The following is a 22,976-nucleotide window of genomic DNA, read 5'->3' on the forward strand; positions in this document are numbered from 1 at the left end:
ATTGAATTGCTGATACGAGCGTTTGCCGAGCCCCGAGTTCAAACAGCCACGGGGAAATGGTCCCTCCAAGAGAGGCCCGCCTCTGTGCTTGCAGCCGGTACATATTCGAGCCCAATCGATCCCTTGTAGTTTGCTGCGGCGAGTGCCTCAAACAAAGCCACAAAGTTGATTTCTCCAGAGCCCGGCTCGTGCCGACCGGGATGATCCGCAATGTGAACGTGGGCGATGCAGCCATGGTGGTCCCTGACGAAGGCGACGGGATCAATCTCGGCATTCGCCGCATGGAACGCGTCAAACAGCATGAAAAGATTTGACGCTCCGACCTCCTTGATTGCCTGCAACGCAAGAAAGGGATTGTCCATCATGTAACCGGCAAGCGTTGCCAATCCGATGGGCTCAATCAGAACCGGTATATCGGCTGCATGGGCCATCTCGCAGGCGAAGCAGACATTTCTGACATAGGTTGGCCAGACCTCATCTCGCGTCACGCCTTTAGGCAGGACACCGGACATCACATGGACGAAGCGGCTGCCGATCCGCTTTGCATAGGTGATGCCCATGTCGACACTCAACTGAAAATCTAACTCCCGCCCCGGAAGGCAGGCGATCCCCTTCTCTCCCCGACTCGGATTGCCAGCTGGCAGAGCGAGTTGAACGAACCTCTGGTCATTCTCACAACAAAGTCTATTCACTTCCTCCGCCGGGATAACATACGGGTTCGGGTGTTCCACCTCGGTAAAGCCCGCCTTGCGCGCTGCTGCGAAACGCTTCTCCAGGGGAATCTCTGCAAACAGATAGCCCAGGTGTGCACTGTATCGGACCATCGAAGGAGCCCTATCCTTTAGCCTGCAACGGATTGGTGGGCCTCAATGATCGTTCTGTCGAACGGCAGCACGGACTCGGTTCCGGTCTTCCGTGCGAGATCGACGAGATCAGCGACCGTGTCGTCAGGAAGACGAAGTCCCTCGCGACGGTTCTTGGCATCGTTCCGGGCTTCCAGTTCGCCCGGATAGACGACCTCGTCGAAACCCTTGGCCAAGGGCACGGACTTCAACTCCGCAATGAGCTCTTCCATCCGGCCGTTGAACTCCTGCTGGGGCTGGAAGGCTTCGATGTTCATGACGATCATGAGATGCCCGACGCCGCCGGGATGCTCCGCCTGGTAGGGACCGGTCACCCCTTTGCCGAACTGGCTTCCGCTCAAAATGCCGGAGAGCATGTCCATCATGACCGAGATGGCATACCCCTTGTGCTCGGCCATCGGGAGCGTGATGCCGCGCAGGGCCTCGACCGGATCGGTGGTCGGCTCCCCGTCCGCATTGATGGCCCAGCCTGTCGGAATGGAGAGGCCCTTCTGCCGGGCCAGATAGATCTTGCCCCGCGCCACGGCGGTGTTGGCGATGTCCAGAACCATGGGTGCGTGCCGGCCGGCCGGCGCAGCCCACGACCAGGGATTGGTTCCGACGGTCTTCTCCCGTCCGCCCCATGGCGCCATGGCGGGGCTGGAGTTGGTGGAGAGAAACGCCACGCAGCCCTCGGCGGCCGCCATCAGCGTGAAATACATGGCCGTGCCGAAATGGTTGGAGTTGCGGAGCGCCACAACGCCGACCCCATGGGCCTTTGCCCGGCGCATGGCATCGCGCATAGCGAGTGCCGTCAGCACCTGGCCCATCCCGTCCCGTCCCGTCCATCACCACGGCACCGGCGTCCGTGACGAACTCAGGCTCGGCGACAGGTTTCACGACACCCGCTTTGAGGCGGGCCATATACCACGACGGGCGCATGACCCCGTGGGACTGATGTCCCCAGAGGTCGGCCTGGACGAGGGTGTCGGTAGCCAGCTTAGCATCCGCCTCTGACATGCCCGCGGATACATAAACGGCTGTCGCGAAATCGAGGAGACGGTCTGCTGAAACTGGGCTGTTGCTCATTTTTCGCTTCCTTTCAACTTTCATCCCGTATTGCGCGCTCCGGTGCGTAGCGCCGAAGCCGCGTCTTAACCTGCCACTGAGAGCATCACGCTGAGGTCACTGTGCCTTCCGGGCCGCTCGCGCGACGACTCCGCAGGATCACCGGGATCAACACCAGCAGCGCGGCGATCACGAGCAGGGACAGTGCAATCGGATGGGTCAAGAAGACGCTGAGGTCACCTTGGCTGATCGTCAGCGCGCGACGGAACTGCTGCTCCGCCAAGGGACCGAGGATGAGACCGACGACGCTAGGCGCAACCGGCACATCGAGCACGCGCATCCCAAAGCCGACGATGCCAATGCACTCAGCTCGCCAGCCAAATCGTTGAGCACATCCGGTCGGAAGGGCTTGGAGCGGGAGAGCGCCTCACCGAGCGGAAGCTTGCGGAGCTGTTTCGCGTGTCGCGGTCCCCGGTCAGGGGCGCACTGCGCCTCCTTGAGGAGGCTGGCATCGTACAGCCCAGTGAGCGCGGAGGATTCGTGATCGCCAAGCCCGACGGTGCGCTGCCTGCAGCTCTTGAGGCACCGTCATTCGATGACGACGAACAGATCTACCTCCAGATCGCCGACGACAGGCTCAACGGCAGGCTTCCGGAGAGGATTACCGAGAATGAAATGCTGCGCCGATATGATCTCACCCGCGCCCGTCTTGCGCGGATCCTGCGGCGCATCACCAACGAGGGCTGGATCGAGCGTCTTCCCGGACACGGCTGGGCCTTTCTGCCGGTGTTGACGTCTCTCCAGGCCTACGAGGACAGCTACCGTTTTCGCCTCCTGATTGAGCCAGCAGCGATCCTAGAGCCTCGCTTCACATTGAACCGCCCTGCCCTGGAGCGTTGCAGAGAGCAGCAGCAGTGGCTCGTCGACGGGGGTATCTGGGAAGTATCGGATGCAAAGCTCTTCGAGCTGAACAGCGGCATGCACGAAGCCATCATCGAATGCTGCCAGAACAGCTTCTTTATTGACGCCCTGAGGCGGATCGACCGAGTACGACGACTGATCGACTACCGGCAAATGCTCGACCGCGATAGCGCCGTTGGCCGCTGCCGAGAGCATGTCCATCTGCTGGATCTGTTGCTCGCAGATAAAAGGGTTGAAGCATCCGAATTCATGAGACAGCACCTGACGGAGCTTAGCACGCTGAAGACTGCCGCCCGGGACAAGCGGCAAGAACAGGCGACCGCAGATCTTCGCGGCAAGCGAGCCGCGGCAGAATAGTGGGATGCGGCGATCACACGCCCCATGGAATTGGCAGCACAACTCCGCGCGCGCTCACCACGACAGGGTCGTTGCCACCGTTCGTTTCTCCAAGCATAGACCGCAGAGACTTTCATGACTGATTTGCTCTCGCTTCCAAAGGATAGGATCCGTGTTCTCCTGCTTGAGGGCGTCAATGACAGCGCCGTCGATCTGCTGCGCGCGGCGGGTTACACAAACCTGACCTATCTCAAGACGGCTCTCGACGAAGATGAGTTGCGAGCCGCCATTCAGGGTGTGCATCTGCTCGGCATCCGCTCGCGGACGCAGCTGACCCAAGAGACCTTTGCAGCCGCGGACCGTCTCATTGCGGTCGGTTGCTTCAGCGTAGGCACAAACCAAGTAGATCTCGACGCGGCCCGATTGGCCGGCGTCCCCGTTCTCAATGCGCCCTTCTCCAACACCCGCAGCGTGGCCGAACTCACGCTGGGTGAGATCATCATGCTGTTCCGGCGTGTGTTCCCGAAATCGACCTCAGCCCATGCCGGTGGCTGGGACAAGTCGGCGACAGATAGTCATGAGGTTCGCGGCAAGACGCTCGGCATCGTAGGTTACGGCAACATTGGCTCTCAGCTCTCATATCTGGCCGAAGCTATGGGCATGAGGGTTATCTTCTACGATCACACCGACAAACTGCGGCACGGCAACACGGAACCGACTGCCAATCTTCAGGACCTGCTGAGCCAGAGTGATGTGGTGAGCCTGCACGTGCCCGAGACACCCGCTACCCATGGCATGATTGGTGCTGCCGAGATCGCTTCTATGAAGAAAGGCGCTTTTCTCATCAATAACAGCCGCGGCACCGTGGCTGATCTCGAAGCACTCGCGGTGTCGCTGAAGAGCGGCCATCTGCGGGGAGCCGCGATCGACGTATTCCCTGTCGAGCCCGCCTCCAGCAAGGATGCTTTCCACTCGCCTCTTCAAGGGCTCGACAACGCATCCTCACCCCACCCCACACATCGGTGCCTCCACCCAAGAGGCTCAAGAGAGGATTGGGGAGGAAGTTGCCAAGAAGCTCATCGATTTCTCAGATGTCGGCTCAACGATCGGCGCTGTAAACTTTCCGCAGGTTCAACTGCCCCGCCGACCAGCGGGCACAAGACACATTCACATCCATCAGAATGTGCCTGGTATGCTGGGGCGCCTCAACCAAGTGTTCTCGCAACGAGGTCTCAACATCACGGCGCAGCACTTGCAGACCGACAGCGAAGTCGGTTATGTGGTTATCGAGGCGGAAGGAGACCCCATGCAGAGCCGGAGAGCTCTTGAGGAGATCCGCTCTTTAGAGGGGACAATCCGGGCGCGGCTCCTGTACTAGAATCGTACAATGCTGTCTTGTCTCGACGGCATGCTGGTTTCTCCGGACTCTGCTTTTTTTGCTGAAACTCTTCAAGGGAATTCGGTCACGTGAACCTGTTCGTCTTCGGATTGGGTTATACAGCGCGTAATTTCATCGCCCGCTATGGAGAGCGGATCACGCGGATTTGTGGAACGTCGCACTCACCGGATCAATCACGGCTTCTGGAGGGACCAGAAGTCATCGCATATCGCTTCAAGGATACTGGATACGATCTCCGCATTCTCGACGAGCTTGCGTCAGCCGATGCCCTCCTCGTCTCCATCCCACCTAACCTTGGTGCGGATCCTGTACTCGATTTCTTCACAGATGCGATCCGGTCAGCCCGCCGCCTGCGTTGGGTCGGATATCTTTCCACTGTTGACGTTTACGGTGATGCTCAAGGCTCGTGGGTAGACGAGAGTACAACGCCCGACCTTGATACGCCTCGATCCAGGCACCGCTTAGAAGCCGAGCAGCGATGGCTCCGGCTGGGGCAGCAAGCGCAATTTTCCGTCCAGATTTTTCGCCTCGCAAATGTTTATGGCCCCGGACGCAACCCTCTTCGGCAACTCGCTGAAGGCCGTGCCAAACGGAGCGTGAAGTCGGGCCAGGTTTTGAACCGCATTCACGCGAGCGACGTCGCCCAGGTGCTGATGTCCTCGATGGAGCGCCCGAGCCGGAGTGCGATCTATAATGTGGCCGATGACGAGCCGACTCGGCCTGAAGAGGTCATCGCCTTCGCGGCTAGCCTGCTTGGGCGAGAGCCCCTCCCAGCGACTCCGTTCGCGGAAGGCCCGTTGCCCTCACCGGCTCGGTCGTTCTATCAGGGCAACAATCGAGTCCGGAACGTCCGTATCAAGACTGATCTCGGAGTGACGCTACTTTACCCTACGTACCGCGAAGGATTGAGGGCTCTCGTTGGAGATACGTCACAAACCTGCATGGAAGCTCTAGAGCATCGTGCGGAACCGAAGGTCCGCTCTCAACGATGCTCTCATTGAAGGAGAAAGCATCGGATGGGTCCCAAAAGTGCAAATCCACTTTTCACGTCCGAGGCTGTAGAGCGCCTTGGGTCCCGGTGAAGCATTTTTGCGGCTATCCCGTTTTTTGGAGCGGCGCCTCGTGAACGTCCGCTCATTGCCGCGCTCCTGAAGTTCAGCTGATTTCTGCTTGGTGCCAAAAGCGGTCCTTTGGTCATTATAACCGAAGCCGCTTGAAGGCAGACTATGTTGCTTCCGTCCCAAGGCTTCGGGTGGGATAGCGGAGGGTTGGATCGAAGGGGTTGAGTTGCCGAGCAATCCCATCCGCTTCCTTCCGCAGCAACTCGACCACAAGCGGCAGACGGCCCCCCTCCAGCCGCTCCGACAAAGTCCCGATGCTCAGGGCGGCCACTGCACGCCCCTCCGGATCGAGGATCGGAACGCCCACTCCGGCCATTCCGGGGATGAGGCCTGTGTTGAGGCTGGCAAAGCCTGTCTTGCGGACATTCTGGATCTGCATCCGCAACCCAACCTCGTCGAAGCTCCCCCGGTCGAGCAGACGCGGGATGTTGAAGCGGATGACCGTTTCGCGCTCCTCCTCCGGCAGAAACGAAAGGATGGCGAGACTGCCCTGCCCGATACCGAGAGGCACCTTGCCGCCGATATCGCCCGTGAAGGTTCTGATCGGGAATGGACCCTCCACCCGGTCCAGGCAGACAGCGTCGAAACCGTTCCGAACCAGAAGAAAGACGCTATCGCTCAAGGTTGAGGACAGACGCAGAAGCGCCGGTCGGGCCGTGCTGCGCAACCCACCTGCATGCGCGGCTCGCGCGGCCAGGACGAAGAAGTCGAGGGCCAGTCGGTACTTTCGGCTTGCTTCGACCTGCTCGACGAAGCCTTCAGCCATCAGGACCTTCAAGGCCCTATGGGCGCTCGGTTGGTTCATCCCGCTTACCCCGGCGATGTCGGTCAAGCGCATGCCTTGAGGGTTTCCGGCTCCAAGGACCTTGAGAAGAGCAAGAGCGCGCCGTGTCCCGGATATAGTATCTTCCGACATCGAAAATTCTTTTACCTAATGGATCAAGCTTTCTTCCATTATACGGAAGAAAAGTCAAAAGAATTTCATTATACGAAATTAGCGCGTTGACTTGGCTCAGGGCATTGGCAGTGATGTCGATCCGAGCCTCATGCTCACTCGGGCTGCGGCCTGATGCTTCGCAATGATCGGAGGACAAGATGGCATTCCTGACGCTCGAAGGGGTTTCCAAGGAATTCGGAACGTTCACGGCCGTTCGCGATGTCAGCCTGAAAATCGACAAGGGCGAATTTGTCTCGCTTCTTGGCCCCTCAGGCTGCGGGAAGACAACGACGTTGCAGATGATTGCCGGGCTCGTCGATCCGACACAGGGCTGGATTTCCCTCGACGGTCGCGACATTACCCATGAGAAGCCCAATCGCCGCGGCCTTGGCGTCGTCTTCCAGAGCTACGCCCTCTTTCCTCACATGACCGTTGCGCAGAACGTCGCCTTCGGCCTCGAAATGCGGCGCGTGCCGCAAGCGGAGCGCACCGAGCGCGTGCGCGAAGCGCTCTCGCTCGTCCAACTCTCTTCCTTCGCCGACCGCTATCCCCGCCAGCTCTCGGGTGGACAAAGACAGCGTGTCGCCATCGCCCGCGCCCTTGTGATCGCGCCACCCGTTCTCCTGCTGGACGAGCCCCTGTCCAACCTCGATGCCAAGCTGCGGGAAGAGATGCAGTTCGAGTTACGCCGGATCCAGCGCAAGGTCGACACGACGACCATCATGGTCACGCACGATCAGGCCGAAGCGCTCTCTATCAGCGACCGCGTGGTCGTGATGGAAGGCGGACGCATGACGCAGGTAGATGTCCCCTACCGGCTCTACGAGCAGCCCTCGAACGCGTTCATTTCGTCCTTCGTCGGCAAGACCAACCTTCTCGCCGGCACCTGGCGCCGCAACGGTACATCAAGCGCCGTGGATATCGGAGGCGTCCTGCTTGAGGCCGCAGCGGCGGATATCCCGGTCGCGGCACCCGTCACGCTCTCGATCCGCCCCGAGAAGATCCTGCTGCGCGAAGCGGGAACCGGCCGCCTCGATGGGCGTGTCGCCAGCCGCTTCTTCCTGGGCAGCCAATGGCTCTTTACCGTCGACACACCTATCGGGGTCATGACGGTCTCCGCGCCCAATCAGGGTGGGGAACCTCCCGAGGAGGGATCGCCAGTCGGTCTCGACTGGTCGGCCGCCAATCTCCGGGTCATCGCGGATACCGCCGCAGCGGCTTGAGGAGCAGAAATGACCGCACGCTCTTCCCACGTCCCCGTTCCATGGCTCCTTGCCGGCCCCGGAGCTCTTTTCTTCGTCGGACTGGTACTTCTACCGCTGGCGCTGACGGTCATTCTGTCGTTTCACGCCTATGATCATTCGAGCGGCATTCAGAACACCTTCACTCTGTCGCACTATGTCGCCGTCGTCACCGACGAGTACTACCTCAGCATCTTCTGGAGAACCTTGCGGATCGCTGCGCTGACCACGCTCATTTGCGCGGCCATAGGCGTTCCGGAGGCCTACATCCTGTCGCGCATGCGCGATCCGTGGCGCTCCATCTTCCTTCTCGTCATCATTGGTCCGCTGCTCGTCTCCGTCGTCGTCCGCACCTTCGGGTGGAGCATGCTGCTCGGTTCGCAGGGGCTCGTGAACCAATCTCTCGAGCTGTTCGGATTTCCGGCGGCCAAGATCCTCTATACCGAGACGGCCATCGTCATCGCTCTCGTCCACGTCATGCTGCCGTTCATGGTCATTCCGGTGTGGACGGCACTGCAGAAGCTCGATCCTATGGTCGAGGCTGCCGCCTGGACACTTGGCGCCTCGCGCTTCACGGCCCTTCGCCGGGTGGTCATGCCCCAGGTGACGCTCGGCATGCTCTCCGGCAGCCTCATCGTCTTCGGACTATCGGCGAGTGCCTTCGCCGTTCCGGCGCTCCTCGGCGGCCGCCGTCTCAAGATGGCGGCGACGCTGGTCTATGACGAGTATCTGCACGAGCTGAACTGGCCGCTCGGAGCAAGCATCGCAATCATCGTGCTTGTCGCAAACCTCTGCATCATGCTGGCTTACAACCGCATGGTTGAGACGCGCGCACGCCGGACACTGGGGTGACCACCATGCAAAAGAACGGCCCCATCGCCCTCATCTTTCACACCCTCGTCCTGGTCTTCGTTCTGGCACCGCTCGTCATCATCTGCCTCGTCGCGTTCACGCCCGAGAACACACTGAGCCTGCCGACGACAGGCTTGTCACTACGCTGGTTCAAGGCCGTCTTCGCGCATCCGGATTTCGTGACGTCCTTCTGGAACAGCATCTGGCTGGCGATGCTCTCCGCCACACTGGCCGTCGCCCTCGCAGTGCCTGCGGGGCTCGCCATCAGCCGCTATGCTTTCCCAGGCCGGGATTTCCTGAACGCCCTGTTCCTGTCGCCACTGATCATTCCCCATCTGGTGCTCGGCGTCGCCTTTCTCCGTCTCTTTGCTCTCCTCGGTGTCACGGGGAGCTTCGCGTGGCTTGTCGCAACGCACATCATCGTCGTGACACCCTATGTGCTGCGCCTCGTGCTGGCGGCGTTGTCGGGTCTGGACCGCAGCGCCGAGCAAGCCGCGCAAACGCTCGGCGCGGGAGAATGGACCGCATTCCGCCGCATCACCGCCCCCATGATCCTTCCCGGCATCACGGGTGGGTGGCTGCTGGCTTTCATCAACAGCTTCGACGAACTGACCATGTCGATCTTCGTCACCTCACCTGCGACCGTGACGTTGCCGGTGCGCATGTACATGTACGCGACGGAATCCATCGATCCGATGATGGCAGCGGTCTCGACCCTCATGATTGCCATCACCGCAGTCGCCATGCTGGTGCTGGACCGTGCCTTCGGGCTCGACCGCATCCTGGTCGGACAGCGCTGAGGAAACGCATATGGCTCTTCTCAAACGCCTTGCCCGACAGGAACTGCCGACCGTCGCTTTCACCCTGAATGGCGAGGCCTGCTCCGGCCGCGCAGGCGACACGGTTCTGACTGCTGTTCTTACGCAAGTCGATTGCTTGCGCCTCAGCGATTTCTCGCACGAGCCGCGTGCCGGCTTCTGCCAGATGGGAGCCTGTCAGGATTGCTGGATCCTGACGGCCGAAGGCAAGCGCATCCGCGCCTGCAACACGGTACTCGAAGCGGGGATGAACCTTCGAACCATCACGGAGCCCCAATCGTGAGCGACGCACTTCGACCGCTGATCGTCGGCGCCGGTCCTGCCGGCATTCGTGCCGCGCAGACGCTCGTGGGCGCGGGCATCAGACCTATTGTCGTCGATGAGGCGCCGTCTGGTGGCGGGCAAATCTATCGCCAGAGGCTCGTGCCCGACGAGCGTTCTCCGCAGGATCTCTATGGATCAGAGGCTGCGAAGGCGACTGCCCTGCATGAAACCTTCGCGCAGATCAGGGATCGGATCGATTATCTCCCGGAGACCCTGGTGTGGAACGTCCGCGACAAGGCAGCCGATGTTGCAACCGGCAATCGGACCCGCCGCATCAGCTTCAGCCACTTGATCCTTGCTACAGGCGCGACTGACCGCGTGCTTCCCTTCCATGGTTGGACCACGCCTGGAGTCTTCACCCTCGGTGGCTCGCAGATTGCTTTGAAGTCGCAAGGCTGCGCCATCGGCGAACAGGTCGTCTTTCTCGGCTCGGGCCCTCTGCTCTATCTCGTCGCCTGGCAATACGTGAAAGCCGGCGCCAAGGTTGCCGCCGTGCTGGATACAGCACCATTCTCAGCAAAGCTTCATCTCCTTCGCGGCCTGCTGGCTCAGCCTGCCGTCGTGCTGCGCGGTTTCCGCTATGCGGCCGAACTGATGGCGAGAGGCGTCCCCGTTCAGTTCGGTGTTCAACCGGTCCAGATCGAGGGCAGGGCCAGGGTCGAGGGGATCGTCTGGCGCGAGCGCGGCAGGGAGCATCGCCTTGCCTGCGATGCAGTCGGTTACGGCTTCGCGCTGCGCTCCGAAACGCAGCTTGCGGATCTTGCGGGATGCCGCTTCATCTTCGATGCGCGGGATCGGGCGTGGCGACCTGAACGCGACATGGCTGGACGCACCAGCGTGCCGGGCATCTATATCGCGGGCGACGGTGCCGGCATTGCCGGCGCGGATGCAGCCGAACTCGCTGGAGAGCGGGTCGGTCTCACTCTTCTCGAAGATGCAGGCTTTTCGGTCGACCGCGCGCGGATCAGCGTGCTGGAGCGTAGGCTTGCCGCCATCCATCGCTTCCGTGACGTTCTCGAAGCGGCCTTCCCTTTTCCCGATCCGTGGGCGAGCAGCATCGCCGACGACGTGACCCTCTGCCGATGCGAGGAGATTTCCGTCGGCCATGTGCGCGCTGCTGTGCGCGATCAAGGAGTTTTCGAACTCAACCGTCTCAAGGCACTGACACGTGTCGGCATGGGCCGGTGCCAGGGACGGATGTGCGGAAGCGCTGCGGCGGAAGTTCTGGCAACCGCATGCGGTCAGTCGCTGGACTCCGTCGGACGATTGCGCGCGCAGCCGCCGATCAAGCCCCTTCCCCTTGAGATTGCGGCGGATGGAGAAGCCGCATGAGCCAGACACTTCTCAGGGATGTCGCCATCATCGGTGGCGGGCTTGTCGGAAGTTCCGCAGCGCTCGCCCTGCGGCGCATGGGGTTTTCCGTAGTCCTTCTCGACAAGGGCTTCTGCGGCGCGCAGGCGAGTGGCGTGAACTACGGCGGTGTGCGTCGTCAGGGTCGCCCTCCGGAGCAGATCGCCCTTTCCCAACGGGCCCATGCCATCTGGCCGCGCCTGAGGGAGATCATTGGCATCGACGGCGAATTCGTGCGCTCGGGCCATCTCAAGCTGGCCAGGACCGAGGTCGAGATGGCCTCCCTCGAAGCCTATGCCGCGCGCGTCGCGGAGCTGGGGCTCGATCTCGAGCTGATCGGCAGCAACCAGCTTCGGGAGCGTTTTCCCTGGATCGCGGGAAATGTCGCAGGAGCATCGCTATGCCCGGGTGACGGACATGCCAATCCACGCCTCGTCTCCGCAGCCTTCGCCCATGCAGCCCGGCTGGCCGGTGTGGATGTTCTCGAACATACCCCTGTATCCCATGTCGAGAAGGCGCCGGGCGGCTTTTATCTGACGGCAGGTTCAGGCACGCAGATCAAGGCGCGATTCGTCATCAACAGCGCCGGAGCTTGGGCAGGTCCCTTCGCGGAAGCTTTCGGCGAGCCCGTACCACTCAATCGCATTTACCCGAGTATGATCGTCACAGAGCCCCTGAACGTGTTCATGGACGTGAATATTGGTGCCGAGGGCGGCGGCATCTATGCGCGTCAGGTGGAGCGCGGCAACTGCATCGTCGGCGGCATGCGGGGTGAGCCGCTTGCGGATTCCGACTTCTCCCGTCCCACGGGCCCAGGCGCCGTCACCATCATGAACCGCGCTGCAGCGCTGTTCCCAGCCCTGCGGTCTGCCTACGCCATCCGTTTCTGGAGTGGCACGGAAGGCGAGATGGCGGACCGAAACCCGGTGATCAGCTTCAGCCGGACAACTCCGAACCTTGTTCACGCATTCGGCTTCTCGGGAGCCGGATTTCAGATCGCGCCGGGGGTTGGCGAAGTCCTGGCCGAGCTCGTCCGTGACGGTGAAAGCCGCACGCCGATCCAAGCTTTCGCCATCGATAGATTTACCCGCACGGTCCAAAGCTCCCGGGCGGGTAGCGTAGCTGAGCCAATAAAGAGGGAAACAGCGCAATGACCAAGACCAAGCTTTTGCAGGCCACGGCCTTCGCCGTGCTCGCCATCACCGCCGCCGGCGCAGCCCAAGCGCAGACGAAGACGCTCTATGTCGGCATGAACGGCGGCAACTTCGAAAGAACCTTCACCCAACATGTCTTTCCGGATTTCGAGAAAGCGAACGACGTGAAAGTTGTCGTTGTGCCCGGCACATCATCCGACATTCTGGCCAAGGCCACCGCAGCCAAAGCCAATCCCCAGATGCACGTGATGTTCCTCGACGACGGCGTCATGATCCGCGCCATCGGTGCTGGCCTCTGCGAGAAGATCAAGGATACGCCGGCCCTGGCAGATCTCGCTCCGGGAACCCGGCTGAAGGACGACATGGCTATCGGCATCGACCTCGGCATGACAGGCCTCGCCTACAACAAGAAGATGTTCGAGGAGAAGGGCTGGGCCCCGCCGACCTCCTGGATGGATCTCGCTGACCCGAAGTACAAGGGGAAGGTCGTGTTCCAATCGGCTGCTGCCTCGTCCTTCGGCCTGCATGCCTTCCTGATGTTCAACCGAATCCAGGGCGGCAACGAGAAGAACGTCGAGCCAGGCTTCTCCAAGTTCAAGGACACCATTGGCCCGAACGTGCTCGAATACATCCCGAGTTCGGCCAAGATCTCCGAGATGGTGCAGACGGGCGAAGCTGCGATCTTCCCGCTGACGCCCACCGCCGTGGCGGCCCATCAGGAGAAGAACATCCCGGTGGAATATGCCCAGCCCAAGGAAGGCTCCGTCGTGTTGATGGTGACCCAGTGCGTCATTGCCAACAACAGCGAGCCGGAACTGGCACAGAAGCTTGCTGCCTATCTCCTCTCGCCAGAAGCTCAGAGCAAGGCGCTCCAGTACGGCAACATCGTTCCCTCGAACGTGAACGCCAAGGCCCCCACGCCGGAGGCAGAAGTCAAGTTCAAGAAGTTCCACGAGTACATGAAGACTGCCGTCACCCTCGACTGGGATACGATCAATGAGAAGCGGCCTGAATGGAACAGCCGCTGGAACAAGACTATCGAGCGCTGATAAGATCATGAAACAAGGTGGATGCTCGATGCATCCACCTTGTTCGACTCCCGGACTGACTGAACCGCAGCAGAGACCTGCAGCAAGCTCAATAGGCAGCGTCCTCGTTAACCTCCGATCCAAGCCATCCACTCGGAGTCATCTCTAGGCCGAGCCAGGAGCCTCTGCGCTTGTTCGGAATGACCGCTACAGCATCGGACCCACAAGTGGATTTGCACTTTTGGGTCCGATGCTTTCTCCTTGAATGAGAGCATCGTGCGGAAAACCGGATCCACTTTTCCGCACGATGCTCTAATGGGATGGACCGGCCGTGCTTACCGGCGCCCCCTTCATGAGGGGTGCCCAGCACGAGGGTCTGAGCCATGCCACAGCGCCGCTTCAGTCTGTTGCCACCCTCGGCATCGACATCGGCAAGATCACCTTCCACCTGATTGGCCTGGATGGGCGCGGCGCCATTGTGCTGCGCCAGACGCTGTCCCGCGGCCAGGTCGAGGCACCCCGGTCGAGGCGCGCCTGGCCAACATGCCGGTCGGCCTGATCGGCATGGAAGCCTGCGTCGGTGCCCATCATCTCAGCCGCCAGTTGCTGGCGCTCGGGCATGACGTGCGACTGATCCCGGCGCAGTTCGTGAAGCCCTTCCGCAAGAGCCACAGGAACGACTGCCGCGATGCCGAAGCCCTTGCCGAAGCCCTTGCCGAGGCGGGGCAGCGGCCGACCATGCGCTTCGTGCCAACTAAGACGGTCGAGCAACTCGACCGGCAAGCGCTCCACCGTGTCCGCTCACGCCTGGTGAGCCAGCGCACGGGGGTGATCAACCAGATCCGCGCCTTCCTGCTGGAGCGCGGTGCGCCAGGGCCTGCGATCCCTGCGGCAGGCCCTGCCGGACATTCTCGCCCAGCGGATGGACGTGCTCACGCCCCGCATGACGCAAATGATTGAGGGATTGATGCAGGACCGGCATCATCTCGACGAGCGCATCGATGCGGTCACGGAAGAGATCCAAGCTCTGGCGGCGGCGGACGAGGCCTGCCAGCGCCTGATGAGCGTGCCGGGATGGGACCGATCATCGCCAGTGCCATGGTGGCCGGCATCGGCAACGGCGCCGCCTTGCGCCGGGGACGCGCCTTCGGCGCCTGGCTCGGGCTGGTGCCGAAACGGGCCTCAACAGGTGACCGCACGATCCTGGGCCGCCTGTCCAGGCGCGGCAGCAGCTATCTCCGCTCGCTCCTGGTTCTGGCTGCTCGCATGCTGCTGCTCGGGCCGGCCAAGTGGCGCCAGCACAGTTTCGGGAACTGGCTCACGGCTGCTTCGACACGCCTGCACCACAACGTGCTCGCGGCGGCTCTGGCCAACAAGCTGGCCCGGATTGCCCGGAGCGTGCTGAGCCAGAACCGCACTTATGAACCACGAGCCGCGGCTGCGGTGGAGTGAGGCTGAAGGCCTCTGCCCGCATCAGTCGCTGCTTGGAACTCGCCGAGGTCTGCGAGAGGAAGACGAGATGGAGAACGCTCGCACCGTCGCATCCAAACTCCGGTGACCCGTTTGGCCAGTCACGGCCGAGCCGCCGATGAGACCGGATGCGCGTGGATATCCATGATGGCCAGGAGCGCTGCTCCACATGTGGGCCGGATCCATGAGCGCAAGACCAACCTCTCTATTTCGAACACCTCTTGCGACGCTCGGCCGGTCCATACATCGGGTCAAAAGCTGCCGCTAAGCGCGGCCGTGTAAAAGTCTGCTCATCGCGAAGTTGCAGACGTTCGGCTGCCCAGCACTGAGTGAGTCGAGGCTGTGGGGTGCTCAAAGTTAGTCTGCTGTTACCCGTAGCGTTACCCGAAAGAAGATAAGGCTCGGGACTGCAGACGAAGAAAAACCTTAAAACCCTTGCCGGTTAAGGGTTTGAGGTGGTGAGCGCGCTGGGACTCGAACCCAGGACCCTCTGATGAGAAGCCAGAGGCGCATCAAAGAAACTCAGTCACTTAAGTGTAAAACATGAGATTCGTGGGGGTGAGAGCAATGGATTGGGAATGGAATGTAAAACTCCCCTACCCTTCCCTACAACCGGAAAGCTGCTCACCTCAAGCGCATGGCAAATACCCCGGCGGTGACCTGCGCGAGATGCTTGATCCGCTGCACGGCGGGGCTTTCTTCACTCCTGCTTGCCTTCTCCAGAACTTGCTGGACTTCGGCCATCAGAGTTGAAGCATGGCTGTAGTTGTTGATTGACAGGGATAGTTCAGAACGATCAACATTCTTGGTGTGGGGGCGCCACGAGGATGGCCACCATGGAAGGCTTCAATCACCTCCTGAATTGGAAGCTCAAGGCAGGATCACACCCGTTCCCTGGCAAGGATGGCGGGACTTGCATCAACGAGGCGGCTCTGGTTGCTGCTGGCTTCGAGTACAAGCCGATCCGAGCGGTCGAGGAGATGCCGGATTGCTTCTCGCGCCCGATTTGCCGGTTGGCGATGCTGCTGAACGATGAAGCCAGTGATGCGCAGCGGCAGCTGCTGCTGCCGTTTGTGACCCGCTTGGCCTGTGCCGATACACCGGAGGTCGAACGCGAACGGGCAACCTACATCAATCTGAACATGCCTGGCGATTACCCTCGCTTTCCGTTCGACAAAGGTCTTCAGGTTCTCGAAGGAGCGCTGGCCATTGGGCGACAGGCGGAATCGTTCGCACCAGTCGAGGTGAGGACCAGGATGGAAGCCGTCCAGGCCAGGGCGAGCACTCCCACGTCAGTCCCCGACACACCTCTCTTTGCTAAGATCAAGAACTGGTTCGGAACTAAAGAGACGGCGTCTGCTGGCTGACCGCTCTACGGACGATTGCTGGAGGTGGGAAGGTTCAGGAGTCGGCATGACGGCGCACTGGGACGAGCAACGAATGGAGTTGCTGACACGCCTTTGGCTGGCCGGAGAGACGGCCCGCATGATTGCGGAGAAGCTTGGTGGGGGCGTCACGCGCAATGCCGTGATCGGAAAGGCTCACCGTCTCGGGCTAACGGGCAAGCAAGGCAGTAAGAGAGCAGCTCTCAAGCGTACTCGGGCATCACGTCCGGGAGGGAGCAATCAGAAACTTCAGCGCAAGCCCAAGCTGAAGAACCGCGCACGCTGACGATGTGGGCCTTCACGATGCCTTGTTCCCATGGGGCGCGTCGTTGCCCCAACATTCCTTCTGCTCCTCCTCGTGGTCGCTCTGATGATGTCCGGTGGTGAATGTCACGCCTGCAATGGCATAGAGCCCAAGCGCGATGCAAACAACGAGAGTAAAGCCGATGTGCATTGCAAGAATACTCGCGAGGACAGCCCCAACCACTGAGGCGCAGCCATTGATACCCCAAGCCCATGGCACCAAGTCAGGGGCCTCTGCGGATACCCGCTTCAAGGCAAGTGGAAATGGGAGACCCATCGCGAAGCCCAGTGGCGCGATCAGGACAAGAGTGATTGCCGTTTTGAGCGGAGCGGGCAAGCTGACAAGGGACGGCAGCAGGACAGGCAATCCGATCAGATAGATCCCAGCGAATGCGATGATGCCTGCCACAGCAACCACGAGGACGGCCCGTCGACGCGAAGCGAGCGGTGCCGCGATCCCACTGCCAAGACCAGCGAAGACCAGGAAGGCCGCCAAGACCACGGCAATCGCCGCAAGGGGATGGCCAAGGAATAACGTAAAGCGCTGGATGAAGCTGATCTCGATGAAGATGAAACCAAAGCCAAGAGCCGAAAAGTAGAGCACAATCTGCCACCGTGCCATGGCTCCAGGCTCGCGATGCCGATGCTTGGCGCGCAATACCGCCAGCGGCAAGAGAATGAGAATCAGGCTCGCGATCACCGATTGCAGGAGCGTGGCGAGCACGACGAGATAGCCCGCATCCATCTGGCTCAGCCCGCCTTGAGCACGTTGAGCCAAGAGTTCGGGCAGCAGCGCCCATTTGAATGAGCGGAAAAAGTAGGGCCGGTCATCGGTTGCTGGGGTGATATAGAACTTGTAGTCGTTCAGGAAACGCTCCCGCGCCGGGCCAAGCAGCGCTACGGCGGCGCGGTACAGGTAAGGCTCGGCCACTTGGTTGAACCGGTTCGCCTCCGCCTCGGGCATGCCCGGGTACCAGGCCAAGTCGAAGGAACGGGCTTCGGTGAACGCCCGGATTGCCGCAATCTCGGCGGCGTCAAAGCGCCCGTTCTTCATCAATAATGTTGCCGTGTTCCAGCTGTGAATCATGGCCAGCTGATCGCCAGGAGACGACACGCCCTTTTGCTCGAGAGCCACAGCGGCGGTGGCGAGCAGCTTGATGGCATCGCGAGGCGGCGCGAGCAGCCAGCGCGTGATGGCCAGCAGCCCGCCAGGGGCGAGATGCCCATAATAAGTCTGAAGCGCTTCCACCGTGTAGAGTGGACTTTCCCCAAGAGCCTGGACACCTGCCGCTGCCGCCGTGAAGGAGTCGAGGAGCGCCAGCTGGATCAGATCCCAGCGCTGCTCACTCGCCTCGACAAAGCTGCGGGCCTCTGCGATGTGCACGGTGACACCCTCGCGCCGATAGAGCTCTCCGGCGAAAGCCGAGAACGACCCCCGCACCAAGTCGATCAGGTCCGGGTTGAGCTCAAGGGCATCGATGCGTGCTGCGTCATGGTACAGCGCGCTTAGTACGTCGGCGCCTCCTCCCGCCCCGAGGATGAGCGTGCGTGGCGTCTTGAGGAGGTGGTACGGCAGTGCCGTGGTCTGCTGATCGAGATAATCGAGCGCACTCTTGTCGCCCGTAAAGCGGGTGATGACGGTCAGCGCTTCGGCATCCGTGAAGGCACCCAACTGCATGGGCGGCTCCGACGTGGCGCTGAGGCTGAGCCCGGGAGCATAACGGAACGAAACAACCGGGCTTTCGACCACCGTCAGCAGCCCCAGTGGACTGGACCGCTGCGCCAGGACACGGGCACCGGGTGCGGTCAGGGCGACGCTCAAGCCCTTGTACGGTGAGGGCTGTAGCTGCAGCCACGACGACGGCCAGGCGGCCGTCGAGATCACCGCAAGGGCAGCCAATGCGGCAGCCGAACGGCGAGCGCCACTGTCCAAAGCGGTCAGTGCCGCCGCAACGAAGCCCAGCCCGCCAATGACCCGTAGGCAATCCTGCGGCGGGAGCACATACAGCAGGGCAACGATCAACAGTGCACCGGCCCCGGCGCCGAGCAGGTCCGCGCGGTAGATGGCTGCAATCTGTTCGCTGCCGTGCATGAACGCTAACCCGATCGCGGCACCGGAGGCAAAAAAGGGCAGGGCCAGCAGCAGATAAATCTGCGCCAGATGAAGCTGCTGGTGAACATCCCAGATCACCTCGAGCGGATTGAACGGCACCCGCTGTGCGAGCGCAAAGCCACCGACAGTGGAGATCGCGAACAGCACGGCGCAGGCGGTGAAGCCGAACCCAAAGGATGATGAGATGCGCGGTCCTCTTGCGAAGGCAAGGGCCGTGCCGCTGGCGCCGATCCCGAGCAGCGCCACGCTGATGATCATATAGGCGAAATGGTGCCAGAGCAGGATTGAGAACAGGCGCGCCAGCAGGATCTCGTAGGCGAGGGCGGCGCCTGCGAGAATGCCGATGGCGGACAAGAGTGCCATGGCCCTAGCGATTACCGCCAGTCAGCGGGACGAACTGGACGGGTAGGAGTGTGCGAGTATGCACTTGCTCCCGGGTGTCTTTCTCGACCAGCATCAGGTTCTGAGCCATGAAGGGTGGCCCGACCGGAATGACCATGCGGCCCCCCGGCTTAAGCTGCCTGATGAGGGGCGGGGGAATATGGCTTGAGGCTGCGGTCACGATGATCGCGTCGAAGGGGCTGTGTTCGGGCCAACCGTGATAGCCGTCGCCATGACGCACCGTTACATTGCCGTAGCCCAGCGCAGCCAGTCGCTCCGTTGCCCGCTTGGCCAGCGCCTCCACGATCTCGATCGAGTAGACGCGGCTGACCAGCGGCGACAGGACGGCGGCCTGATAGCCTGAGCCGGTCCCAACCTCGAGAACAACATCATCCTTGTCGGGCCTCACAAGGTCGGTCATGAGGGCGACGATGTAGGGCTGTGAGATTGTCTGGCCGTAGCCGATCGGCAGGGGCCGGTTATCATAGGCGGCAGCTCGGACCTCTGTCGGCACGAACTCGTGCCGCGGCACCTGCCGCAAGGCAGCCAGGACGGACGGTGCAAGGCTGCCAGTACCGGCGGCGGCGATACGTGTGGCGAGGCTCTCGATTGTCTCCACCATTTTTTGCCGCGCTGCCCCATAATCCGGCTCCGCAGCTGCGGCGGTCAACAGCGGCAGAGCTGTGGCGAGCAGGACCAGCGTGCGAGCCATGATCTGGACTTCTGTAGGCTGCCCCTGAAGACCAACCGCTCCCCAACACCGAGGTTCCAGGGTTCTGGCGCAAACTCGAAGGACAGTGTTCTCGGCGTCATTCTGAGGCCATCGCGACTACACTAAGCGGTCGATTATACAGCATCAGGCCACGCCCGTTTGAGGTTGAGACAAAACCGTCTCCTTAACACTGCCTTCATCGAGTTGAGCGCTGTCTGGCCCGTCCCTCAGACTCCCTTAACCTGCCCTGCCCTCGCGCAGACAACATCCGATAGATTGCCAAGCCGAGAGTGCCAAGGGCCGCCACAGGCATGAGCCAGGCATCCGGCGAGCCCATCGTCCAAAGGGTTGCTCCACTGAGCGCGCACCAGATCAGCGGAATGATCATGAGCCCCCACGGGAGCCGCTTGTCCACGGTGAGGAGGATGCCGAGCGTGGCAAGCACGGTGGGATCGGGCGTGACACCAAAGATCTCGGCCTGCTTCCAGTCCCGACCAACAAGCGGAGCAATCAAAGGCTGTCCCACCAGCGCAAACAGAAACAGCCCCATTCCGGTCCGGCCGATCCAGTCTCTGTCCGGCTGAAACGAGAGCCGGCTTCGAAGGGAGCCCGTCCAGATCAGCAGCAGCGCCTCGATGACAAAGCCGCTGGCGAAGTATCGCGCCGCCCAGTTGATTGTGTCGTAGTGCCCCAGAAGATAGCCCCAGGCGGTCCAGAGCCAGCCGGCAGCAAGGATCACCGTCACCACGGAACCCTGCCGAGCACCGGCGCGATGCAGCCGCCACAGGATGACGAGCCCGAGCAGCAGCGCCAGGATCTGCGCCGGCCAGATCGCACGGTTGTAGAGCTCGAACAGACGGTAATAGGTACGGGCCGAGAACAGCAAGAAATCCGATGGCGTGTAAGACAGCCAGTCCACCATCAGAGACCCCCGACATAGGCGATCATGCGGGCCCGCATCGCTGCATCCGGCAACTGTCCGGCGGCGACCGCCATGTTCTCGCGCACATGATCCACCCGAGTCGTCGCCGGGATGGCGCAGGTCACAGCCGGGTGAGACAGGATGAACTTCAGGATGAACTGCGCCCAGCTCCGTGCATCGATCTCGGGCGCCCAAGCCGGGAGCGGGTAGCGTTCCAAACGGTCGATCAGGGCACCCTGCCGGAACGGGCGGTTGACGATCACCCCAATGCCACGCTCCGCGGCCAAAGGGAGGATTCGGTCTTCGACCTCACGATCAAGGATGTTGTAGGTGACCTGAATGAAGTCGAGCGGATGCTGACGCATCACACGCTCGAACTCGCGGTGCCGGCGTCCTTCCGAGGTCGTGATCCCGACATAGCGGACCTGACCGGCCGCCTTCATGGCGAGCAGGGTCCTGAGATGCGCCTCCCAGGAGAGAAGATTGTGCACCTGCAGCAGGTCAAAGCGAGGAACTCTCCAATGCCGACGCGATTCCTCGATCTGGCTTGGGCCAGCGGACGCGGACGAGATCCAGACCTTGTCGGCGGAGAACAGGCGGAGCGGATGGCCGAGTTTCTGCAAGCCATAGCCGACCACCTCCTGCGACGAGCCATACATGGGCGAGGAGTCGATCAGGCGTCCACCGGCCTCGAAGAACGCCCGCATGACCGCGGCACAGCTGTCCCGTGCTTCGATGTCGTGGCCGACATTGAACGTGATCCAGGTGCCGAGCCCGATAAGGGGCAGCGCCTCTCCGGTCGAGGGAATGGGTCTGGTGAGAACCGGACCTGGCTGTGCGGCTCCGGTCAGGGGCCACATCATCGCGGCGGCGCTTGTCGCGGCCAAGAAGCAGAGGAGATTGCGGCGGTTCAGGCGTTGCGGTTGCTGCATCGAAAGTTCTCCCAAACTGTCGCCTCTGGTTGCCGCACCAGTCTCCCTCGTGAGCCTCAGGCTGTTCAGCCAAACCCTCTCACAGCCTGGTAGCTGGGCTTGATCTGCGCCGATCTGCAACCAGCCCGAAAGAGGCAAGTGCGAACAACGAACAGATCGCCATGATAGTGATCAGCGGCCAGATGGTGGAGCCAAGCGTAGCACCAACAACCGGAGCGACAAGCGCGCCAAACCCAATCTGGAGGCTGCCCGACAGGCCAGCCGCAGCGCCCGCAACCTCCGGCTTCACGCTCACTGCGCCTGCAATGCCGCTCGGTAAAACCAGTCCATTCCCCAGACCAATGAAGAACATGGGCCCGAACAAAGCCGCCGGGTGCAAGAAGCCCATAGCAAATGTCGTCGCCATGGCGGCGACGCTGGCCAGTGTCACGAACGTACCGGCCAAGATCATCCGGTTCGGCCCGACCCTTCCGGCGAACCGGCCAGAGGCAAAGTTGCCCAGAATGTAGCCGCTCGGCACGATCGCGAAATAGAAGCCGTACTCTGCCGGGCTGCGGCCCATCAACTCGATCGTCACGTAAGGCGCGCCTGCGACAAAGGCGAAGAACACCGCCGAGACGAAGCTGGCTGCCAGCGTGTACCCCCAGAAAAGGCGCGAGCGAAATAGGCTTAGGTAGCTGTGCACGAGATGCTGGATAGAGCCTCCAGCATCGCGATTGTGGTTGGTCTCGTGCAGTTGCCAGTAGGCGACGAGCAGGATCAGGCCGCCAAACACCATCAGGAACACGAAGGAGGCGCGCCATCCATAGAGCGTTTCGAGCACGCCGCCGATGGTGGGTGCAATCATGGGCGCGACCGCCATGCCCATGGTGACATAGCCGATCATGCTCGCGACCTGATTGCGTCCGTAAAGGTCCCGGACGATGGCGCGGCTCAGGGTGATCCCGGCACAGCCCCCTATGGCCTGCACGACACGACCAAAGATCAGGAGGCTGACATTCTGGGCTGTGAGGCAGACAAGCGAGCCGAGCACGAAGACGAGGAGCCCGATCAGGAGCACGGGCCGTCGACCGAAGCGGTCGGAGAGTGAGCCAATGATCAACTGCCCGACGGCCATGGCGGCGAGGTAGAGCGAGAGAGTCAGCTGAATAGTGGCGAAGTCGACACCGAATGCCCGTGCCATGCTTGGCATGGAGGGCAGGTACATATTGATGCCAAGCGGGCTCACGGCCGAGACCGCGATAAGCAAGGCGATGAAGGAAGGCTTGGCGGCAGGCTGTGTTGCTGCGACGTTAGTATAGGTCATGATTTCCAAATTGTCCGAGGCGGCGGCGGTGAACGCCCTAGAAGAGGCCAGCGCAAGATCT

The 22,976-nt window shown here is 61.6% G+C and carries 19 protein-coding genes and 5 pseudogenes; 14 read left to right on the forward strand and 10 right to left on the reverse strand.

Features of this window, described 5'->3' with window-relative positions; translation table 11 throughout:
* Nucleotides 1-38 precede the first annotated feature (38 nt).
* The 4 genes and pseudogenes from DC522_RS11975 to DC522_RS11985 all read right to left on the reverse strand — a co-directional run.
* The gene (locus DC522_RS11975) at nucleotides 39-824 is read right to left on the reverse strand and encodes a hydroxypyruvate isomerase family protein (RefSeq protein WP_116528939.1); all 786 of its coding nucleotides are present in this window, start codon (nucleotides 822-824) and stop codon (nucleotides 39-41) included.
* Nucleotides 825-841: 17 nt separating this feature from the next.
* On the reverse strand, nucleotides 842-1,663 hold the full coding sequence (locus DC522_RS11980) for an Ldh family oxidoreductase (RefSeq protein WP_245444101.1): 822 nt from the start codon (nucleotides 1,661-1,663) through the stop codon (nucleotides 842-844).
* 76 nt (nucleotides 1,664-1,739) lie between these two features.
* Nucleotides 1,740-1,955 (reverse strand): annotated as a pseudogene (locus DC522_RS37215) (Ldh family oxidoreductase); the annotation flags it as partial.
* Nucleotides 1,956-2,016: 61 nt separating this feature from the next.
* Nucleotides 2,017-2,268, reverse strand: a pseudogene (locus tag DC522_RS11985) (hypothetical protein); the annotation flags it as partial.
* A gap of 20 nt (nucleotides 2,269-2,288) precedes the next feature.
* Here DC522_RS11985 and DC522_RS36845 point away from each other — a divergent pair.
* The 4 genes and pseudogenes from DC522_RS36845 to DC522_RS12000 form a co-directional block, all read left to right on the forward strand.
* Nucleotides 2,289-2,444 (forward strand): annotated as a pseudogene (locus DC522_RS36845) (GntR family transcriptional regulator); the annotation flags it as partial.
* 6 nt (nucleotides 2,445-2,450) lie between these two features.
* Nucleotides 2,451-3,188: an FCD domain-containing protein gene (locus tag DC522_RS11990; RefSeq protein WP_371679406.1), complete on the forward strand. Its 738-nt coding sequence runs from the start codon at nucleotides 2,451-2,453 to the stop codon at nucleotides 3,186-3,188.
* A gap of 114 nt (nucleotides 3,189-3,302) precedes the next feature.
* Nucleotides 3,303-4,545, forward strand: a pseudogene (gene serA / locus DC522_RS11995) (phosphoglycerate dehydrogenase).
* An 89-nt stretch (nucleotides 4,546-4,634) separates the two neighbouring features.
* Entirely contained in the window at nucleotides 4,635-5,567 is a 933-nt protein-coding gene (locus tag DC522_RS12000) for an SDR family oxidoreductase (protein ID WP_116528941.1), read from the forward strand.
* A gap of 223 nt (nucleotides 5,568-5,790) precedes the next feature.
* Here the strand turns inward: DC522_RS12000 and DC522_RS12005 are convergent, their stop codons facing one another.
* A complete protein-coding gene (locus tag DC522_RS12005) occupies nucleotides 5,791-6,603 on the reverse strand; it encodes an IclR family transcriptional regulator (protein WP_116528942.1) in 813 nt (270 codons plus the stop codon).
* Between the two features lie 179 nt (nucleotides 6,604-6,782).
* Here DC522_RS12005 and DC522_RS12010 point away from each other — a divergent pair, with 179 nt between their 5' ends.
* From DC522_RS12010 to DC522_RS36850, 10 genes and pseudogenes are all read left to right on the forward strand, one after another.
* Nucleotides 6,783-7,847: an ABC transporter ATP-binding protein gene (locus DC522_RS12010; protein WP_116528943.1), complete on the forward strand. Its 1,065-nt coding sequence runs from the start codon at nucleotides 6,783-6,785 to the stop codon at nucleotides 7,845-7,847.
* Between the two features lie 9 nt (nucleotides 7,848-7,856).
* Nucleotides 7,857-8,717, forward strand: a complete 861-nt coding sequence (locus DC522_RS12015) for an ABC transporter permease (RefSeq protein WP_116528944.1) — start codon at nucleotides 7,857-7,859, stop codon at nucleotides 8,715-8,717.
* Between the two features lie 5 nt (nucleotides 8,718-8,722).
* Nucleotides 8,723-9,517: an ABC transporter permease gene (locus DC522_RS12020; protein WP_116528975.1), complete on the forward strand. Its 795-nt coding sequence runs from the start codon at nucleotides 8,723-8,725 to the stop codon at nucleotides 9,515-9,517.
* 10 nt (nucleotides 9,518-9,527) lie between these two features.
* On the forward strand, nucleotides 9,528-9,818 hold the full coding sequence (locus DC522_RS12025; RefSeq protein ID WP_116528945.1) for a (2Fe-2S)-binding protein: 291 nt from the start codon (nucleotides 9,528-9,530) through the stop codon (nucleotides 9,816-9,818).
* Nucleotides 9,815-11,191, forward strand: a complete 1,377-nt coding sequence (locus DC522_RS12030) for an NAD(P)/FAD-dependent oxidoreductase (protein WP_116528946.1) — start codon at nucleotides 9,815-9,817, stop codon at nucleotides 11,189-11,191. Before DC522_RS12025 ends, DC522_RS12030 begins: the two co-directional genes overlap by 4 nt.
* The gene (locus tag DC522_RS12035) at nucleotides 11,188-12,363 is read left to right on the forward strand and encodes an FAD-binding oxidoreductase (protein WP_116528947.1); all 1,176 of its coding nucleotides are present in this window, start codon (nucleotides 11,188-11,190) and stop codon (nucleotides 12,361-12,363) included. The genes DC522_RS12030 and DC522_RS12035 overlap by 4 nt, the downstream gene beginning before the upstream one ends.
* Nucleotides 12,360-13,412 carry an ABC transporter substrate-binding protein gene (locus tag DC522_RS12040; protein ID WP_116528948.1) on the forward strand — a complete coding sequence of 351 codons (1,053 nt, stop codon included), beginning with the start codon at nucleotides 12,360-12,362 and terminating at the stop codon, nucleotides 13,410-13,412. The genes DC522_RS12035 and DC522_RS12040 overlap by 4 nt, the downstream gene beginning before the upstream one ends.
* Before the next feature lie 331 nt (nucleotides 13,413-13,743).
* Nucleotides 13,744-14,843 (forward strand): annotated as a pseudogene (locus DC522_RS12045) (IS110 family transposase).
* Between the two features lie 854 nt (nucleotides 14,844-15,697).
* On the forward strand, nucleotides 15,698-16,228 hold the full coding sequence (locus DC522_RS12050; RefSeq protein WP_116528949.1) for a hypothetical protein: 531 nt from the start codon (nucleotides 15,698-15,700) through the stop codon (nucleotides 16,226-16,228).
* Between the two features lie 46 nt (nucleotides 16,229-16,274).
* The gene (locus DC522_RS36850; RefSeq protein ID WP_116528950.1) at nucleotides 16,275-16,532 is read left to right on the forward strand and encodes a GcrA family cell cycle regulator; all 258 of its coding nucleotides are present in this window, start codon (nucleotides 16,275-16,277) and stop codon (nucleotides 16,530-16,532) included.
* A 12-nt stretch (nucleotides 16,533-16,544) separates the two neighbouring features.
* Here DC522_RS36850 and DC522_RS12060 read toward each other — a convergent pair whose 3' ends face one another.
* From DC522_RS12060 to DC522_RS12080, 5 genes are all read right to left on the reverse strand, one after another.
* Entirely contained in the window at nucleotides 16,545-19,025 is a 2,481-nt protein-coding gene (locus DC522_RS12060; RefSeq protein WP_205769618.1) for a class I SAM-dependent methyltransferase, read from the reverse strand.
* Nucleotides 19,026-19,029: 4 nt separating this feature from the next.
* Entirely contained in the window at nucleotides 19,030-19,755 is a 726-nt protein-coding gene (locus DC522_RS12065) for a protein-L-isoaspartate(D-aspartate) O-methyltransferase (RefSeq protein WP_116528951.1), read from the reverse strand.
* A 196-nt stretch (nucleotides 19,756-19,951) separates the two neighbouring features.
* Entirely contained in the window at nucleotides 19,952-20,677 is a 726-nt protein-coding gene (locus DC522_RS12070) for a DUF6064 family protein (protein WP_116528952.1), read from the reverse strand.
* Nucleotides 20,677-21,540: an aldo/keto reductase gene (locus tag DC522_RS12075; RefSeq protein WP_245444104.1), complete on the reverse strand. Its 864-nt coding sequence runs from the start codon at nucleotides 21,538-21,540 to the stop codon at nucleotides 20,677-20,679. The genes DC522_RS12070 and DC522_RS12075 overlap by 1 nt, the downstream gene beginning before the upstream one ends.
* Nucleotides 21,541-21,688: 148 nt before the next feature.
* Nucleotides 21,689-22,915, reverse strand: coding sequence for a multidrug effflux MFS transporter (locus DC522_RS12080; RefSeq protein WP_165820133.1), 1,227 nt, complete (start codon nucleotides 22,913-22,915; stop codon nucleotides 21,689-21,691).
* Between the last annotated feature and the right edge of the window lie 61 nt (nucleotides 22,916-22,976).

The sequence above is a fragment of the Microvirga sp. KLBC 81 genome (genome assembly GCF_003075415.1).
In the GTDB taxonomy this organism is placed as follows: Bacteria; Pseudomonadota; Alphaproteobacteria; order Rhizobiales; family Beijerinckiaceae; genus Microvirga.